At 68.5% G+C, this 14,395-nt stretch carries 12 protein-coding genes; all 12 read left to right on the top strand.

The genetic code is table 11. The features are described 5' to 3' along the window. The first annotated feature begins 3 nt into the window (after nt 1–3). The 12 genes from A6745_RS02765 (at nt 4) to A6745_RS02710 (ending at nt 14,378) form a co-directional block, all read left to right on the top strand. Nucleotides 4–2,220: an alpha-ketoacid dehydrogenase subunit alpha/beta gene (locus A6745_RS02765; RefSeq protein WP_066123203.1), complete on the top strand. Its 2,217-nt coding sequence runs from the start codon at nt 4–6 to the stop codon at nt 2,218–2,220. Next, nucleotides 2,213–3,583: a pyruvate dehydrogenase complex dihydrolipoamide acetyltransferase gene (locus tag A6745_RS02760; protein ID WP_156513257.1), complete on the top strand. Its 1,371-nt coding sequence runs from the start codon at nt 2,213–2,215 to the stop codon at nt 3,581–3,583. Before A6745_RS02765 ends, A6745_RS02760 begins: the two co-directional genes overlap by 8 nt. Further along, nucleotides 3,580–4,977: a dihydrolipoyl dehydrogenase gene (lpdA, locus tag A6745_RS02755; RefSeq protein WP_066123199.1), complete on the top strand. Its 1,398-nt coding sequence runs from the start codon at nt 3,580–3,582 to the stop codon at nt 4,975–4,977. The genes A6745_RS02760 and lpdA overlap by 4 nt, the downstream gene beginning before the upstream one ends. A 218-nt stretch (nt 4,978–5,195) precedes the next feature. After that, nucleotides 5,196–6,395, top strand: a complete 1,200-nt coding sequence (locus tag A6745_RS02750) for an ABC transporter substrate-binding protein (protein WP_066123197.1) — start codon at nt 5,196–5,198, stop codon at nt 6,393–6,395. A gap of 72 nt (nt 6,396–6,467) precedes the next feature. Then, complete coding sequence (locus tag A6745_RS02745) at nt 6,468–7,334, top strand: branched-chain amino acid ABC transporter permease (RefSeq protein ID WP_066123195.1); 867 nt, start codon at nt 6,468–6,470, stop codon at nt 7,332–7,334. A gap of 10 nt (nt 7,335–7,344) precedes the next feature. Beyond that, nucleotides 7,345–9,126, top strand: coding sequence for a branched-chain amino acid ABC transporter ATP-binding protein/permease (locus A6745_RS02740; RefSeq protein ID WP_066123193.1), 1,782 nt, complete (start codon nt 7,345–7,347; stop codon nt 9,124–9,126). Beyond that, nucleotides 9,119–9,823 (top strand): ABC transporter ATP-binding protein, encoded by a 705-nt coding sequence (locus A6745_RS02735; protein WP_066123189.1) that lies wholly within the window; start codon nt 9,119–9,121, stop codon nt 9,821–9,823. The genes A6745_RS02740 and A6745_RS02735 overlap by 8 nt, the downstream gene beginning before the upstream one ends. Nucleotides 9,824–9,850: 27 nt before the next feature. After that, complete coding sequence (locus A6745_RS02730) at nt 9,851–10,846, top strand: NAD(P)H-quinone oxidoreductase (protein WP_066123188.1); 996 nt, start codon at nt 9,851–9,853, stop codon at nt 10,844–10,846. 55 nt (nt 10,847–10,901) lie between these two features. Continuing rightward, a complete protein-coding gene (locus A6745_RS02725; RefSeq protein ID WP_066123186.1) occupies nt 10,902–11,675 on the top strand; it encodes an SDR family oxidoreductase in 774 nt (257 codons plus the stop codon). A gap of 44 nt (nt 11,676–11,719) precedes the next feature. Further along, nucleotides 11,720–12,502 (top strand): SDR family oxidoreductase, encoded by a 783-nt coding sequence (locus A6745_RS02720; protein ID WP_066123182.1) that lies wholly within the window; start codon nt 11,720–11,722, stop codon nt 12,500–12,502. An 11-nt stretch (nt 12,503–12,513) separates the two neighbouring features. Beyond that, nucleotides 12,514–13,443 (top strand): 3-hydroxyacyl-CoA dehydrogenase, encoded by a 930-nt coding sequence (locus tag A6745_RS02715; protein ID WP_066123181.1) that lies wholly within the window; start codon nt 12,514–12,516, stop codon nt 13,441–13,443. Next, entirely contained in the window at nt 13,443–14,378 is a 936-nt protein-coding gene (locus A6745_RS02710) for a BKACE family enzyme (RefSeq protein ID WP_066123178.1), read from the top strand. Before A6745_RS02715 ends, A6745_RS02710 begins: the two co-directional genes overlap by 1 nt. Nucleotides 14,379–14,395: the final 17 nt, after the last annotated feature.

Below are 14,395 nucleotides of genomic sequence, written 5' to 3'. Positions count from 1 at the left end.
CGTATGTCCCGATATGAAGCCCTGGCGCCAGCGGCGCCGTGGCGCACCCTGATCGCGGAACCGCGCGATTGGCAGGCGGCCGATCCGGCCCTGCTGGGCGCGATGCTGACGCAACTGCACTGGATCCGCGCCTTCGAGGAAACCGTGCTGGACCTGGCCGCCGTCGGGCTGGTGCATGGTCCCGCCCACTCGTCCATCGGCCAGGAGGGCGGCGCCGTGGGTTCGGTGCTGGCGCTGGGCGCGGGCGACCAGGTGAACGGCTCGCACCGCGGCCATCACCAGTTCCTGGCCAAGGCCTTGCAGCACGTGGCGCCTGCCGGGCTGGACCCGGCCGCGCCGCTGACGCCGGAGGTGGATACGGTGCTGCAGCGCACGCTGGCCGAGATCATGGGGCTGTCGCAGGGCTACTGCAAAGGCCGTGGGGGCTCGATGCACCTGCGCTGGCTGGAAGCCGGCGCGCTGGGCACCAACGCCATCGTGGGCGGCGGCGTGCCGCTGGCCGCCGGCGCGGCCTGGGCACACCGCCACGCCGGCACCGGCCGCGTGGCCGTCACGTACTTCGGCGACGGGGCCATCAACATCGGCTCGGTGCTGGAGTCGATGAACCTGGCCGCCGCGTGGAAGCTGCCGCTGTGCTTCTTCGTCGAGAACAACCGCTACGCGGTGTCGACCACGGTGGAAGAGGCCACCGCCGAGCCGCGCCTGTCCGCGCGCGGGCTGGCCTTCAACATCCCGGCGTGGCACGTCGACGGCATGGACCCGCTGGCCGTGCACCTGGCCATGAGCGAGGCCGTCGCGCACATGCGGGCCGGCAACGGTCCCACGCTGATCGAGGTCGACGTCTACCGTTATTTCCACCAGAACGGTCCCTTTCCGGGCAGCGCGTTCGGCTATCGCCCCAAGGACGAGGAAACGGCGTGGCGCGCCCGCGATCCGCTGGACATGCTGGCCGCGCGCATGATCGAGCGCGGCCTGATCGACGCGCCGCGCGTCGATGCCTTGCGCAGGCAGTGCAAACGGGTGATGGAAGAGATCGCGCAGCGCCTGACCGAGCCCCTGGCGGACGGCAAGCGCCGCATCCGGCCCGAGCTGTGGCCCAGCCCGGATTTCCGCGACGTGGGACTGCGCAGCGACATGTCCGAGTTCGATGGCATGCGCGTGCTGGAAGCCGCCGATCACACGGGGCAGACCGTGCCGCGCAAGCTGGTGGATGCCGTGGCCGACGTGCTGGGCCGCCGCATGGAAACCGACCCGGGCGTGGTCGTGCTGGGCGAAGACGTGCACCGCCTGAAGGGCGGCACCAACGGCGCCACGCGTGGCCTGAAGGACCGCTTTCCGGATCGGGTGCTGGGCACGCCGATTTCCGAGAACGCGTTCGCGGGCCTGGGCGGGGGGCTGGCCATGGACGGGCGCTACAAGCCCGTGGTCGAGTTCATGTATCCCGATTTCATGTGGGTGGCGGCCGACCAGATCTTCAACCAGATCGGCAAGGCGCGCCACATGTTCGGCGGCGACATCGACGTGCCGCTGGTGCTGCGCACCAAGGTGGCGATGGGGACGGGCTACGGCTCGCAGCATTCGATGGACCCGGCCGGCATCGTGGCCACGTCGCCCGGCTGGCGCATCGTGGCGCCGTCCACCGCGCACGACTACATCGGGCTGATGAACACGGCCTTGCTGTCGAAGGATCCCGTGCTGGTGATCGAGCATGTGGACCTGTACGCGTCCGTGGACGAGATTCCCGCCGGGGACCTGGATTTCCACATCCCGTTCGGCCGCGCCGCGGTGCGGCGTTCCGGCGGCAAGGTCACCATCCTGACGTATCTCGCCATGGTGGCCAGGACGCTGGCCGCGGTCGGGGCCAGCGGCGTGGACGCCGAGGTGATCGACCTGCGCACGCTGGACCGCGCCAGCCTGGATTGGGACACCATCGGCGCCAGCGTGAAGAAGACCAACAACGTGCTGATCGTGGAGCAGGGCGCGCGCGGCACGTCGTATGGCGCCATGCTGGCCGACGAGATCCAGCGCCGCCTGTTCGACTGGCTCGACCAGCCGGTGAAACGGGTGACGGGCGGCGAGGCTTCGCCCAGCATTTCCAAGGTGCTGGAGCGCGCGGCCTTTGCCGGCGAGGAAGAAGTGATGGCCGGCCTGAGGGACGTGCTGGCGGACCTGGGTGAAGCGGATGCGGGCACTGGCGCGCAAGGAGCGAGTCGTGGCTGAAGTGATCAAGCTGCCCGCCGTGGCGGCCGACAGCGCGGGCGGCGCGTTGTCGCGCTGGCTGAAGCAGGAGGGCGAGGGGGTCCGGACGGGGGACGTGCTGGCCGAGATCGAAACGGACAAGGCGGTGGTCGAGATCGCGGCGGAGCAGGGCGGTGTGCTGGCGCGCATCATCGTGGCCGCGGGGCCGGCGCAATTGAACGTGAATACCGTGCTGGGCGTGATCCGCGCGGAGGGTGAGCAGGACGAGGACGTCGAGCGGGCGCTGGAGGAGGCGGGCGTAGGCAGGGAGGGCGCCAAGGCGGCTTCCGCAGGCCCGTCTCATGGCGCAGCCGCAGCGGCGGCCAACGTGTCCGAGGTGGCATTGGTTGCCTCGTCAGCGCAGAACGCCTCTGCCTCATCATCGGGTGGCGAGGATAGCGGCCAGCGTATCCACGCCAGCCCGCTGGCGCGCCGTTTGGCGCTGGAGCGAGGCATCGAGCTGGCAAGCCTGGCGGGCAGCGGCCCGCGTGGCCGTATCGTGAAGCGCGATGTCGATGCCGCCGGGACGATGGCGGCTACCGGAGACGCTGCGCACACGGCACGGGCCGCAACGGCATCGGCCGGCGCGGCACCGATCACGGCCGCATCGGGCGCGGTATCCCACGCGGGCGCAGTCCCCGCGGGCGCGTCCGTATCCGGTGCGCCAGCCACCCGCATCCCCCACACCAACATGCGCCGCACCATCGCGCGCCGGCTCGGCGAAAGCAAGCAATCCGTCCCGCACTTCTACCTGACAGTCGATTGCCGCATGGACGCCTTGCTGGACCTGCGCGAAGCGGTGAACAGGCAAGCGGCCCGCAAGATCTCGGTCAACGACTTCATCGTCAAGGCCGCCGCGCGGGCCCTGGTCGAAGTGCCGGACGTGAACGTTTCGTGGGAGCCGGACGCGCTGTTGCGCCATGCCTCGGCGGACATCAGCGTGGCCGTGGCCACCGAGGGCGGCCTGACCACGCCCATCGTGCGCGATGCCGGACGCAAGTCGCTGGGCCAGGTGGCCGACGAGATCGCCTCTCTGGCGGCCAGGGCGCGTGAACATCGCCTGCGCCCCGAGGACTACACGGGCGGCTCGATGACCATCAGCAATCTCGGCATGCATGGCGTGCGCGAATTCGCGGCCATCATCAATCCGCCGCAGGCCGCCATCCTGGCGGTGGGCACCGCCGAACGCCGCGCCGTCGTCGGCGAGCAGGGCGCCGTGATCGCCGCGCGTGTGATGACCGTGACGCTGTCCGCCGACCACCGCGCCATCGACGGCGCCGTCGGCGCCCGCTGGCTGGCCACCTTCCGCGGCCTGATCGAAAACCCCTTGCGCATCCTGCTATGAGCCAAGACCGCTACGACGTACTGGTGATCGGGGGCGGCCCGGGCGGCTACGTGGGCGCCATCCGCGCGGCGCAACTGGGGCTGCGCACCGCGCTGGCCGAGCGCGCGGCCCTGGGTGGCATCTGCCTGAACTGGGGCTGCATTCCCACCAAGGCCCTGCTGCACAGCGCGGCCGTGTTGCGCACCTGCCGCGCGGCGGCCGAAGCAGGCGTGTCCATCCAGGGCAGCATCGAGCCCAGGCTCGATGCCATGGTGGCGCGGTCGCGCGCCATCGCCGGGCAATTGGGGCGAGGCGTGGCGCATCTGCTGAAGAAGCATGGCGTCACCGTCATCCAGGGCCGGGCCTCGCTGCTGGGCGAGGGGCTGGTGCAGGTTCAGGACGGCCCGCGAATGCAGGCGCAGCACATCGTGCTGGCCACCGGCGCGCGCGCCCGCGCCTTGCCCGAATTGCCGCCCGGCGAACGGGTGTGGACCTATCGCGAAGCGCTGGCGCCCTCGTCTTTGCCCGCGAGCCTGCTGGTGGTGGGGGCGGGCGCCATCGGCATGGAGTTCGCCTGCTTCTACCGGGCACTGGGCAGCGACGTGACCGTGGTCGAGGCCGCGCCGCAGGTCCTGCCCCAGGAGGATGCCGAGATCGCGGCGGTGGCGCGCAAGGCCTTCGAGGCGCAGGGCATCCGCATCCATACGGGCTGCAGGGTGGCGTCCTCGCGTGTCGACGCGCAGGGCTTGCGCGTGGCCTTCACGGGCGATGCCGCGCCAGCCGCGCTGTATGTCGAACGCGCCATCAGCGCCGCGGGCATCGTCGGCAACGTGGAAGACCTGGGCCTGGAGCACACGCGCGTCGAGGTGCGCAATACGCACATCGTCACCGACGGCCTGGGCCGCACCGCGCAGCCCGGCGTGTACGCCATCGGCGACGTGGCGGGCGCGCCGTGGCTGGCGCACAAGGCCAGCCACGAGGCCGTGCGCTGCATGGAGGCCATTGCGGGCCTGCCCGCGCATGCGCTGGACACGCGCCGCATCCCGGCTTGCACGTATACCTTTCCGCAGGTGGCCAGCCTGGGGTGGACGGAGGCGCGCGCCCGCGAGTGGGCGCGCGAGCATGGCCGCGAACTGCGCGTCGGCCGTTTCCCGTTCGCGGCCAATGGCCGCGCGCTGGCCGCGGGCGAGGGCGCAGGGCTGGCCAAGACGATCTTCGACGCGGCGTCGGGCGAACTGCTGGGCAGCCACATCGTGCATGCCGAGGCATCCGAACTGATTGCGGCGCACGGCGTGGCGATGGGGCTGGAGGCGACCGAGGCGGACCTCATGGAATCGGTCTTCGCGCACCCGACGCTGGGCGAGGCGCTGCATGAGGCCGTGCTGGCCGCGCAAGGAGCGGCGCTGCATGTCTGAGACCGGAATCCGCCGCGACATGCCGGGCGGGCCTCTTGCGAGGGGCATCCTGGCCGGTCGCCTCGCCCGCTTTAGGGAAATTACCAATTCGGTATGGGAAGACCTAATTTAGACTTGGGCGGCTAGGGTCTAAATAAATACATCATATATCATATATTTTAATAAGACCCGCCGTACGAGGGGTATGCCGTTTTCCAAACGAGACAGGAGCGAGACAAATGTTCAAAGTCAAAAAACTGGCACTGGCGATTGGTGCTTGCAGCATGCTGGCCAGTGGGGCCGCGCTGGCCGATATCAAGATCGGGGCGTTGTTCCCCTTCAGCGGCGGGCTGGCCCTGCTGGGCCAGGAAAGCTACCGCGGCCTGGAACTGGCCGTGAATGAAATCAACGCGGCCGGCGGCGTCAACGGGGAGAAGATCCAGATATTGAAGGCCGACGCGGTGGATCCCACCCAGGCCGTGTCGGAAGCCAAGCGCCTGACGTCCTCGGGCGTGATCGGCGTGTTCGGCAGCTATGCGTCGGGCATCTCGTACGCCGCCTCGCCGGTGACCGAACTGGCCGGCATCCCGTACTTCGAGCTGGGCGCCACCGCGCACAAGATCACCACGCGCGGCTACAAGTACCTGTTCCGCACCAACCCCAACACCGCGCTGTATGGCGTGGCGGTGGTGGATGCCCTGCACGACATCATCGCGCCGGGCATGGGCATGGATCCCAAGAGCATCAAGATCGGCATCATCCACGAAGACGGCCCCTACGGCACCGACGTGGCCGCCACCGAGAAGAAGCGCGCGGCGGAACTGGGCTATACCGTGGCCGAAGTGCTGCCGTACTCGGCCAAGACGGTCGACCTGTCCTCGCTCATCCTGCGCCTGAAGGGCGCCGACGTGAACGTGGTGCTGCAGACGGCCTACCAGAACGACGCCATCCTGTACTTCAACCAGGCCAGGTCGGCGGGCTTCGCGCCCAAGATCGTGATCGGCGCGGGCGGCGGCTATTCGCTGGCCGACACCGCGAAGGCCGTGGGCGAGGGCATGAACGGCGTGTTCGACCTGGACTTCCCGCAGTCGTCGATCAATCCGGCCGGCGCGCCCGGCCTGGACAAGTTCCTGGCAGCCTACAAGACCACCTACAAAAGCGATCCCCAGTCGGGCCACAGCCTGACCAACTACGTGGGCGCCAAGGCCATCTTCGAAGCCATCGCCAATGCCAAGTCGACCGATCCGGACAAGATCCGCGCGGCCGTGCTGGCCTACAAGAAGCCCGGCGGCCAGACCGCCAACGGCTGGGGCTTCGAGTTCGGCGAGGACGGCCAGAACAAGGCCTCGACCTTCTACGTCATGCAGTGGCAGGACGGCAAGCTGGTCACCATCGCGCCGAAGGGGCTTGCCCAGGGCAAGCCGGTCTTCAACAAATAAGAACGACAGACAGGTGCGGGTCGGGCGCTGCCGGGGCAGCGTCCCGGCTGCCCATGCTTGCGAGGCAGCACAATGGATATATTCGTTCAATTGCTCATCAACGGGTTGTTGCTGGGCGGTGCCTACATCATCATCAGCCTGGGACTGACGCTGATCTTCGGCGTGGTGCGCGTGGTCAACTTCGCGCACGGCGAGTTCCTGATGGTGGGCATGTATCTCGTCTACCTGATCGCCACGCACCTGGGTGTGCATCCCTATGCCGGCCTGGTGCCGGTGGCGGTCATCCTGTTCGCGCTGGGCGCGCTCACCCAGCGGGTCATCATCCAGCCCCTGCTCAACGCGGATGAGCACATCCAGATCTTCGCCACGGTGGGGCTTTCCACCATCCTGTTCAACCTGGCGCTGGTGGTGTTCGGCGCCAACGTGGTGCGCGCGCCGGCCCAACTGGGCACCTCGGTGCTCTCGGCGGGCGGCTTCACGCTGGTCAGCGGGCAGCTCATCACGTTCCTGGTGGCCATCGTGCTGACGGTGCTGCTGCACCTGTTCATGCATCGCACCTACCTGGGCCGCGCCTTGCGCGCGGTGGCGCAGCACCGCTATGCCGCCTTGCTGATGGGCGTGAACGTGAACGCGGTGTACGTGATCGCGTTCGGCCTGGGCACCGCCTTTGTGGGCGTGGCCGCGGGACTCCTCGCGCCGCAGTATCCGGTGTTCCCCACCGTGGGCACGTACTTCGTGCTGACCGCCTTCGTGATCGTGGTGCTGGGCGGCCTGGGCAGCCTGTACGGCGCCGTGGCCGGCTCGCTGATCATCGGCGTGGTCGACACGCTGGCCGGCTACTACATCGCGCCCGACCTGAAGGAAGTCGTGTACTTCGGCATCTTCCTGTTGATCCTCACCCTGCGGCCGACCGGACTGTTCGGCACCGTCACGGAATAAGGAGACCGACGTGCTACCCGATTTCCGCAGCCCCAAGACCTACGTCGGCCTCATCCTGCTGGCCGTGATGTTCTGCGTGCCCATCGTGCTGGGCTCCGCCTTCTGGCTCAACCTTTTCGTACTGCTGTTCGTCTTCGCCGCGCTGTCCACCGCCTGGAACATCGTGGGCGGCTATGCCGGCCAGCTGTCCCTGGGCCACGCCGTGTTCTATGGCATCGGCGGCTACACCGCCGTGCTGCTGACGCAGAACTTCGCCATCACCCCGTGGATCGGCATGCTGGCGGGCGCCGTCATCTCCGGCCTGGTGGCGGTGGTGATCAGCTACCCGACCATGCGCCTGAAGGGACCGTTCTTCGCGCTGTCCACCATCGCCATCCTGGAAGTGGTGCGCCTGCTGGTCATCCACGAGGAGAGCTGGACCGGCGGCTCCAGCGGCATCAGCCTGCCGCTGAACATAGGCTGGAAGTGGATCGTGTTCCGCGACAAGGTCAACTACCTGATCATCGCGTTCGGGCTGTTCCTGTTCGCGCTGTGGGTGTCGTGGATGATCCGCAAGTCGCGCGCGGGCCACTACCTGATCGCGATCCGCGAACGCGAAGAGGCCGCGCGCGCCGTGGGCGTGCACACCGTCAGGATGAAGATCATGGCGGCGGTGGCCTCGGCGATGCTGACCAGCATCATCGGCACCTTCCACATCACGTATCTCACCTTCGTCGATCCGGCCTCGGCGTTCTCGCTGGAATTGTCGATCCAGCTGGCCATGTTCGCGCTGATCGGCGGGCTGGGCACGGTGGCCGGCCCCATTGCGGGCACGTTCCTGGTGTTGCCGATCGCCGAGCTGGCGCGCGGCTGGCTGAGCAGCGTGGGCAACGGCATGCACGGCGTGGTGTACGGCGTCATCCTGGTGATCGTGGTGCTGACGATTCCGCGCGGCCTGGCCGGCGCGTTCGGCCCGACCGTCGAACGCTGGGTCAACAGCCTGCCGTACCTGGGCACGCGCAAACCCAAGCCAGCCCCGCCGCCCGTTCCCATGGGCATGCACCGCATCGACCTGGAGAAACCGGTGCTGCAGGCCAAGAACCTGTTCAAGAATTTCGGCGGGCTGCGCGCCACCAACGACGTGTCGCTGACGCTGTACCAGAACGAGATCCTGGGCATGATCGGTCCCAACGGCGCCGGCAAGACCACGGTGTTCAACCTGATCTCCGGCTTCATCCCGCAAGACAAGGGCACGGTGACGATGCTGGACCGCGACGGTGCCTGGGTCAGTTGCAGGACGCCCGACGAGCTGGCGCACAAGGGCATGGGGCGCACGTTCCAGATCGCGCGTCCGTTCACCGGCCTGACCGTGCTGGAGAACATCATGCTGGGCGCCTTCATCGGGACGTCCGATCGGGACGAGGCCGAACAGATCGCCTTGCAGGTGGCCGGGCAGACCGACCTGGGCAAGTCGCTGCACATCGAGGCGCGCAACCTGACGGTGGGCGGCATGAAGCGCCTGGAAGTGGCCCGCGCGCTGGCCACCCGGCCGCGCATCCTGCTGCTGGACGAGGTGATGGCGGGCCTGAACCCGGCCGACATCGAACGCGCCATCCAGATGATCCGGCGCATCCGCGATTCCGGCGTGTCCATCCTGCTGATCGAGCACATGATGCAGGCCACCATGGCGCTGTCGGATCGCATCATCGTCATCAACGAGGGGGCTGTGCTGGTCAGCGGGCATCCGAAGGAGGTGGTGGAGAACCCCAAGGTCATCGAGGCCTATCTGGGCAAGGAGTACCAGGATGCTTAAGGTATCGGCATTGAGTTCCGGCTACGGCAAGACGCAGGTGCTGTACGACCTGGACTTCGAAGTCCGCCCCGGCGAGATCGTCACGCTGATCGGCGCCAACGGCGCCGGCAAGACCACCACGCTGAAGACCCTGTGCGGCGTGATTCCCGCCACGCAGGGCAAGGTGGAGTTCAACGGACAGGACCTGACCAACCAGGCGCCGGGCAAGATCGTGGACGCGGGCATCACCATGATTCCCGAGGGCCGCCAACTGTTTCCCAGCTTCACCGTGCGCGACAACCTGGTGATGGGGTCGTACAAGGGCGCCGCGCGCGCCGACGCGGCCAGACGCATGGAAGAGGTGCTGGAGATCTTCCCGCGCGTGCGCGAGCGCCTGGCGCAGCGCGCCGGCTCGCTATCGGGCGGCGAGCAGCAGATGGTGGCCATCGCGCGCGGCATGATGGCCGACCCGCGCCTGCTGGTGTTCGACGAGCCGTCGCTGGGCCTGTCGCCGCTGCTGGTGCAGCAGATGTTCGACGTGATCCGGCGCGTCACCGAGCAGGGCGTGACCGTGCTGCTGGTCGAGCAGAACGTGTTCCGCACGCTGCGGCTGGCTGATCGCGGCTACGTGCTGGAGAACGGTTCCATCGTGTTGAGCGGCACCGGCCAGGAGCTGCTCAACGATCCCCACGTGAAACGGGCCTATCTCGGCCATTGAGCCGGATGCCCAGGAGGTAGCGACGACATGTCCCAGACGTTCAGTTTCATCGATCACGGCAAGGGCGGCGGGCCCGAATGCCTGCATGTGGCGCAGCGCGAGCGCGTTGCGCCAACCGGCCGCCAGGTCGAGATCCAGGTGGCCTATGCCGGCGTCAACCGGCCCGAGGTATTGCAGCGCGCGGACGCGTACCCACCGCCGCCGGGCGCCTCGCCGTACCTGGGGCTGGAAGTCTCGGGCGTCATTTCGGCCGTGGGGCCGGAGGTCCAGGACCGCAAGGTGGGCGAGCCGGTCTGCGCGCTGACGCCGGGCGGCGGCTACGCGCAATTCTGCCTGGCCGACGAACGCCACTGCCTGCCGGTGCCGAAGGGCATGGACCCGCGCGCCGCGGCCTGCCTGCCCGAGAACTACTTCACCGTGTGGACCAATGTGTTCGAGCGCGGTGCCCTGAAGGCGGGCGAGACGCTGCTGGTGCACGGCGGCTCCAGCGGCATCGGCCTGACGGCGATCCAGCTGGCCTCGGCCTTCGGCGCGCGCGTCTGGACCACCGTGGGCAACGCGGCCAAGGCCGAGGCCTGCCGCGCGGCGGGCGCCGAGCGCACCATCCTGTACAGGGAAGCCGACTTCGCCGACGAAGTCCGCACGCTGACCGGCGGCAAGGGCGTGGACGTGATCCTGGACATGGTGGGCGGCGAGTACATCGACCGCAACGTGCGCAGCCTGGCCGTCGATGGGCGCCTGGTGCAGATCGCCTTCCTGGAAGGCAGCAAGGCGACGATCGACGCCATGCCCATCATGGCCAAGCGGCTGACCTTCACGGGCTCGACGCTGCGTCCGCGCTCGGTCGAGGACAAGGGAAAGATCGGGCAGGCGCTGGTGCGGCACGTGTGGCCGCTGCTGGAACAGGGCCGCTGCCTGCCGGTGATCCACGCGGAGTTCCCATTGGAGCGCGCCAGCGAGGCGCACGCGCTGATGGAAAGCAGCACGCACATCGGCAAGATCGTGTTGAAGGTGGCGGCATGAACATGAAGCGCCAATGCCCCTTCAGCGCAGCGGCGGGCGGTGTCGGGGGGACGGCATGAGCGGCTTCGAGGGGCTTTCTGGCAAGACCGTATTGCTGACGGGGGCGGCGGGCGGCATCGGCTCGGCCATCGCCCATGGTTTCGCCCATGCCGGCGCGCGCCTGGGCCTGGTCGACTTCGATGCCGGCCGCGGCAATGCCTTGCGCGATGCGTTGCGCAAGGCCGGCGCCACCGCGCATTTCGCGCAAGCCGACGTGTCCACTTTCGCCGCCTGCGAACGCGCGCATGCCGAACTGACGTCGGAGCTGGGCGGCATCGACATCCTGGTCAACAACGTCGGCATTTCGCCCAAGACCAACGGGAAGGCCCTGCGCGTGTGGGAGATGCCGCCCGCCGAATGGGACGGCGTGGTGGCCGTGAACCTGAACAGCGCGTTCTACATGGCGCGCCTGTGCGCGCCGCACATGGTTCAACAGCGCGGCGGACGCATCGTCAACATGTCCTCGGTGGCCGGCAAGGCCTACTGCGACATCGTGGCGGCGCACTACGCGGCGACCAAGTCGGCGCTGCTGGGCCTGACGCGCCATTGGGCCGCCGAGCTGGGCGAGTTCGACGTGACCGTCAACGGCCTGGCGCCCGGCCGCATCAGCACGCCGCTGCTAAAGAGCGTTCCCACGGAGATCAACGACGCGGTGGCGCGGGTCACCGCGTTGCGCCGCCTGGGCACGCCCGAGGAAGTGGCCGATGCCTGCCTGTTCTTCGCGTCCGACCAGGCGCGTTTCGTGACGGGGCAGGTGCTCGATGTGGCGGGCGGCTGGCTGATGACCTGATGCCGCGGCGGCGCGCCCGGCTGGAAAACAAAGGAGACGAGACCATGTTCGAGGATGTGCAGTTCGCGGGACGCAAGGTGCTGGTCACCGCCGGGGCCGATGGCCTGGGCCTGGAGATGGCGCGCGTGTTCCACGCCGCCGGCGCCACGGTGTTCGTGTGCGACGTGAACGAGGCCCGGCTGGCGGACCTCAGGCAGGCGTTTCCGGATATCCACGGCCTGGTGGCCGACGTGTCGGACGAGGCCAGCGTGGCGGCCCTGTTCCGGCAGGTCGAGCAGCGCATGGGCGGGCTGGACGTGCTGGTCAACAACGCCGGCATCGCGGGTCCGACCGGCGCGGTCGAGACCCTCAGCAAGGCCGACTGGGACCGCACGCTGGCCGTGAACGTGACGGGCCAGTTCCTGTGCGCGCGCCTGGCCATCCCGATGCTGAAGGCCTCGCCGGCCGGCGTGATGATCAATCTGTCTTCCGCCGCCGGCCACCTGGGCTTCGCGGGCCGCTCGGCGTATTCGGCGTCGAAGTGGGCGGTGATCGGCTTCACCAAGTCGCTGGCCATCGAGCTGGGCCAGTTCGGCATCCGCGTCAACGCCATCCTGCCGGGCGCGGTGGAAGGCCCGCGCATCCGTGCCGTGATCGCCGCCAAGGCCGAGGCGCTGGGCGAGCCGGTGGCGGAGGTCGCCGCGCGCTACGAGCACCAGGCCGCGCTGGGCCGCATGGTGACGGCGCGCGACATCGCCAACATGGTGCTGTTCAACGCCAGCGACGCGGCGCGCAGCGTATCCGGCCAGGCCATCGTGGTCGATGGCTTCACGCAGAAACTCTACTGACCGGAGGCGCGATGTCCACCGTTGCCATCATCGGTTGCGGATTGATCGGGCAGGGCTGGGCGATCGTGTTCGCGCGCAGCGGCTGGCAGGTGCGGCTGCATGATCCGGACGCCAACGCGCGCGCCGAGGCTCCCAGGCTGGTGCGCCAGCAATTGCTCGCCCTGGAAAAGCACGGCTTGCTGCAAGACGCCCAGAGCATCGCGCTACGCGTCCACGTGGCGGAGACCCTGGCCGACGCGCTGGCAGGCGTAGACTACGTGCAGGAGAACTCGCCCGAGCGGCTGGAGGTCAAGCAGGCCCTGTTCGCCGAACTGGACCGCCTGGCGCCGCCCGAGGCCGTCATCGGCAGTTCCACGTCCAGCATCCCCACCAGCGCCTTCACGGAAGCGCTGCCCGGACGCGCCCGTTGCCTGGTCGCGCATCCGGTCAATCCGCCGTACCTGGTGCCGGTGGTGGAACTGAGCGGCGCGCCGTGGACGGACGCGGCCGCCATCGAGCGGGCCGGCGAGATCATGCGCGCGGTGGGGCAGAAGCCCGTGACCGTGCGCCGCGAGATCGAGGGCTTCGTGTTGAACCGCCTGCAGGGCGCGCTGCTGCAGGAGGCGTTTCGCCTGGTGCAGGCGGGCATCGCCAGCGCCGAGGACATCGATGTGACGGTCAAGGACGGCCTGGGACTGCGTTGGTCCTTCATGGGCCCGTTCGAGACCATAGACCTGAATGCGCCGGGCGGCATCGCGGATTATTGCGCCCGTTACGGCGGACTGTATGCCTCCATCGGCGCCACGCAGCAGCCATGCGTGCCCTGGGAGGGCGAGCTGGTCGGCGAGCTGCAACGGCAGCGGCGCCAGCAACTGGACGCGTCGGAGCTGCCGGCGCGGCGATTCTGGCGCGACGACGCGCTGATGCGGTTGTTGCGGCATAAACAAGAACGGAGAGACTAATGGCAAAGCCCAGGAACAAGGTCATCATCACCTGCGCCGTGACGGGCGCGATCCACACCCCCAGCATGTCGCCTCACCTGCCCGTGACGGCGGACGAGATCGCCGACGCCGCCATCGGCGCGGCCCAGGCCGGCGCGGCGGTGCTGCACCTGCATGCGCGCGATCCCTTGACCGGCAAGCCGACCCAGGGCCCGGCGTACTTCGAGCCCTTTCTCAAGCGCATCAAGGCCGAGACCGACGCGGTGATCAACATCACCACCGGCGGCAGCCCGCACATGACGGTGGAAGAGCGCATGAAGCCCGCCACCACCTTCGCGCCCGAGGTGTGCTCGTTGAACATGGGATCGATGAACTTCGGCCTGTACCCGATGCTGGACCGCTTCAAGGAGTTCGAGCACGAGTGGGAGCGGGCGCACCTGGAGAACAGCCGCTCGCTGGTGTTCCGCAACACCTACCAGGACATCGAGACCATCCTGAACCTGGGCAATGCCAACGGCACGCGCTTCGAGTTCGAGTGCTACGACATCAGCCACCTGTACAACCTCAAGCACTTCGTCGACCGCGGCCTGGTCAAGTCGCCGCCTTTCATCCAGTCGGTGTTCGGCCTGATGGGCGGCATCGGCCCCCATCCCGAAGACCTGATGCACATGCGCCGCACCGCCGACCGCCTGTTCGGCCACGACTACGAGTGGTCGATCCTGGGCGCCGGGCGCAACCAGATTCCGCTGGCCACCCTTGGCGCGGCCATGGGCTCGAACGTGCGCGTGGGGCTGGAGGATTCGCTGTGGATCGGTCCGGGCGAACTGGCGGCATCCAACCGCCAGCAGGTCGAGAAGATCCGTACGGTGATCGAGGCCTTGAGCCTGGAAGTCGCCACGCCCGCCGAGGCGCGCGAGAAGCTGGGGCTCAAGGGTGGGGACAACGTCAACTTCTAGGCAGATGCCAGGGCCCT

Source organism: Bordetella ansorpii, from assembly GCF_900078705.1.
In the GTDB taxonomy this organism is placed as follows: domain Bacteria; phylum Pseudomonadota; class Gammaproteobacteria; order Burkholderiales; family Burkholderiaceae_B; genus Bordetella; species Bordetella ansorpii_A.
Note: the sequence above shows the minus strand (reverse complement) of the source record. Positions and strands in the feature narration are given on the sequence as shown.

What these genes read in the sequence shown, in the direction of transcription:
- A6745_RS02735 (WP_066123189.1), top strand. Translation starts at nt 9,119, where the DNA reads ATGCTTAAGGTATCGGCATTGAGTTCCGGCTACGGCAAGACGCAGGTG.
- A6745_RS02710 (WP_066123178.1), top strand. Translation starts at nt 13,443, where the DNA reads ATGGCAAAGCCCAGGAACAAGGTCATCATCACCTGCGCCGTGACGGGC.
- A6745_RS02725 (WP_066123186.1), top strand. Translation starts at nt 10,902, where the DNA reads ATGAGCGGCTTCGAGGGGCTTTCTGGCAAGACCGTATTGCTGACGGGG.
- A6745_RS02745 (WP_066123195.1), top strand. Translation starts at nt 6,468, where the DNA reads ATGGATATATTCGTTCAATTGCTCATCAACGGGTTGTTGCTGGGCGGT.
- A6745_RS02715 (WP_066123181.1), top strand. Translation starts at nt 12,514, where the DNA reads ATGTCCACCGTTGCCATCATCGGTTGCGGATTGATCGGGCAGGGCTGG.
- A6745_RS02720 (WP_066123182.1), top strand. Translation starts at nt 11,720, where the DNA reads ATGTTCGAGGATGTGCAGTTCGCGGGACGCAAGGTGCTGGTCACCGCC.
- A6745_RS02765 (WP_066123203.1), top strand. Translation starts at nt 4, where the DNA reads ATGTCCCGATATGAAGCCCTGGCGCCAGCGGCGCCGTGGCGCACCCTG.
- lpdA (WP_066123199.1), top strand. Translation starts at nt 3,580, where the DNA reads ATGAGCCAAGACCGCTACGACGTACTGGTGATCGGGGGCGGCCCGGGC.
- A6745_RS02750 (WP_066123197.1), top strand. Translation starts at nt 5,196, where the DNA reads ATGTTCAAAGTCAAAAAACTGGCACTGGCGATTGGTGCTTGCAGCATG.
- A6745_RS02730 (WP_066123188.1), top strand. Translation starts at nt 9,851, where the DNA reads ATGTCCCAGACGTTCAGTTTCATCGATCACGGCAAGGGCGGCGGGCCC.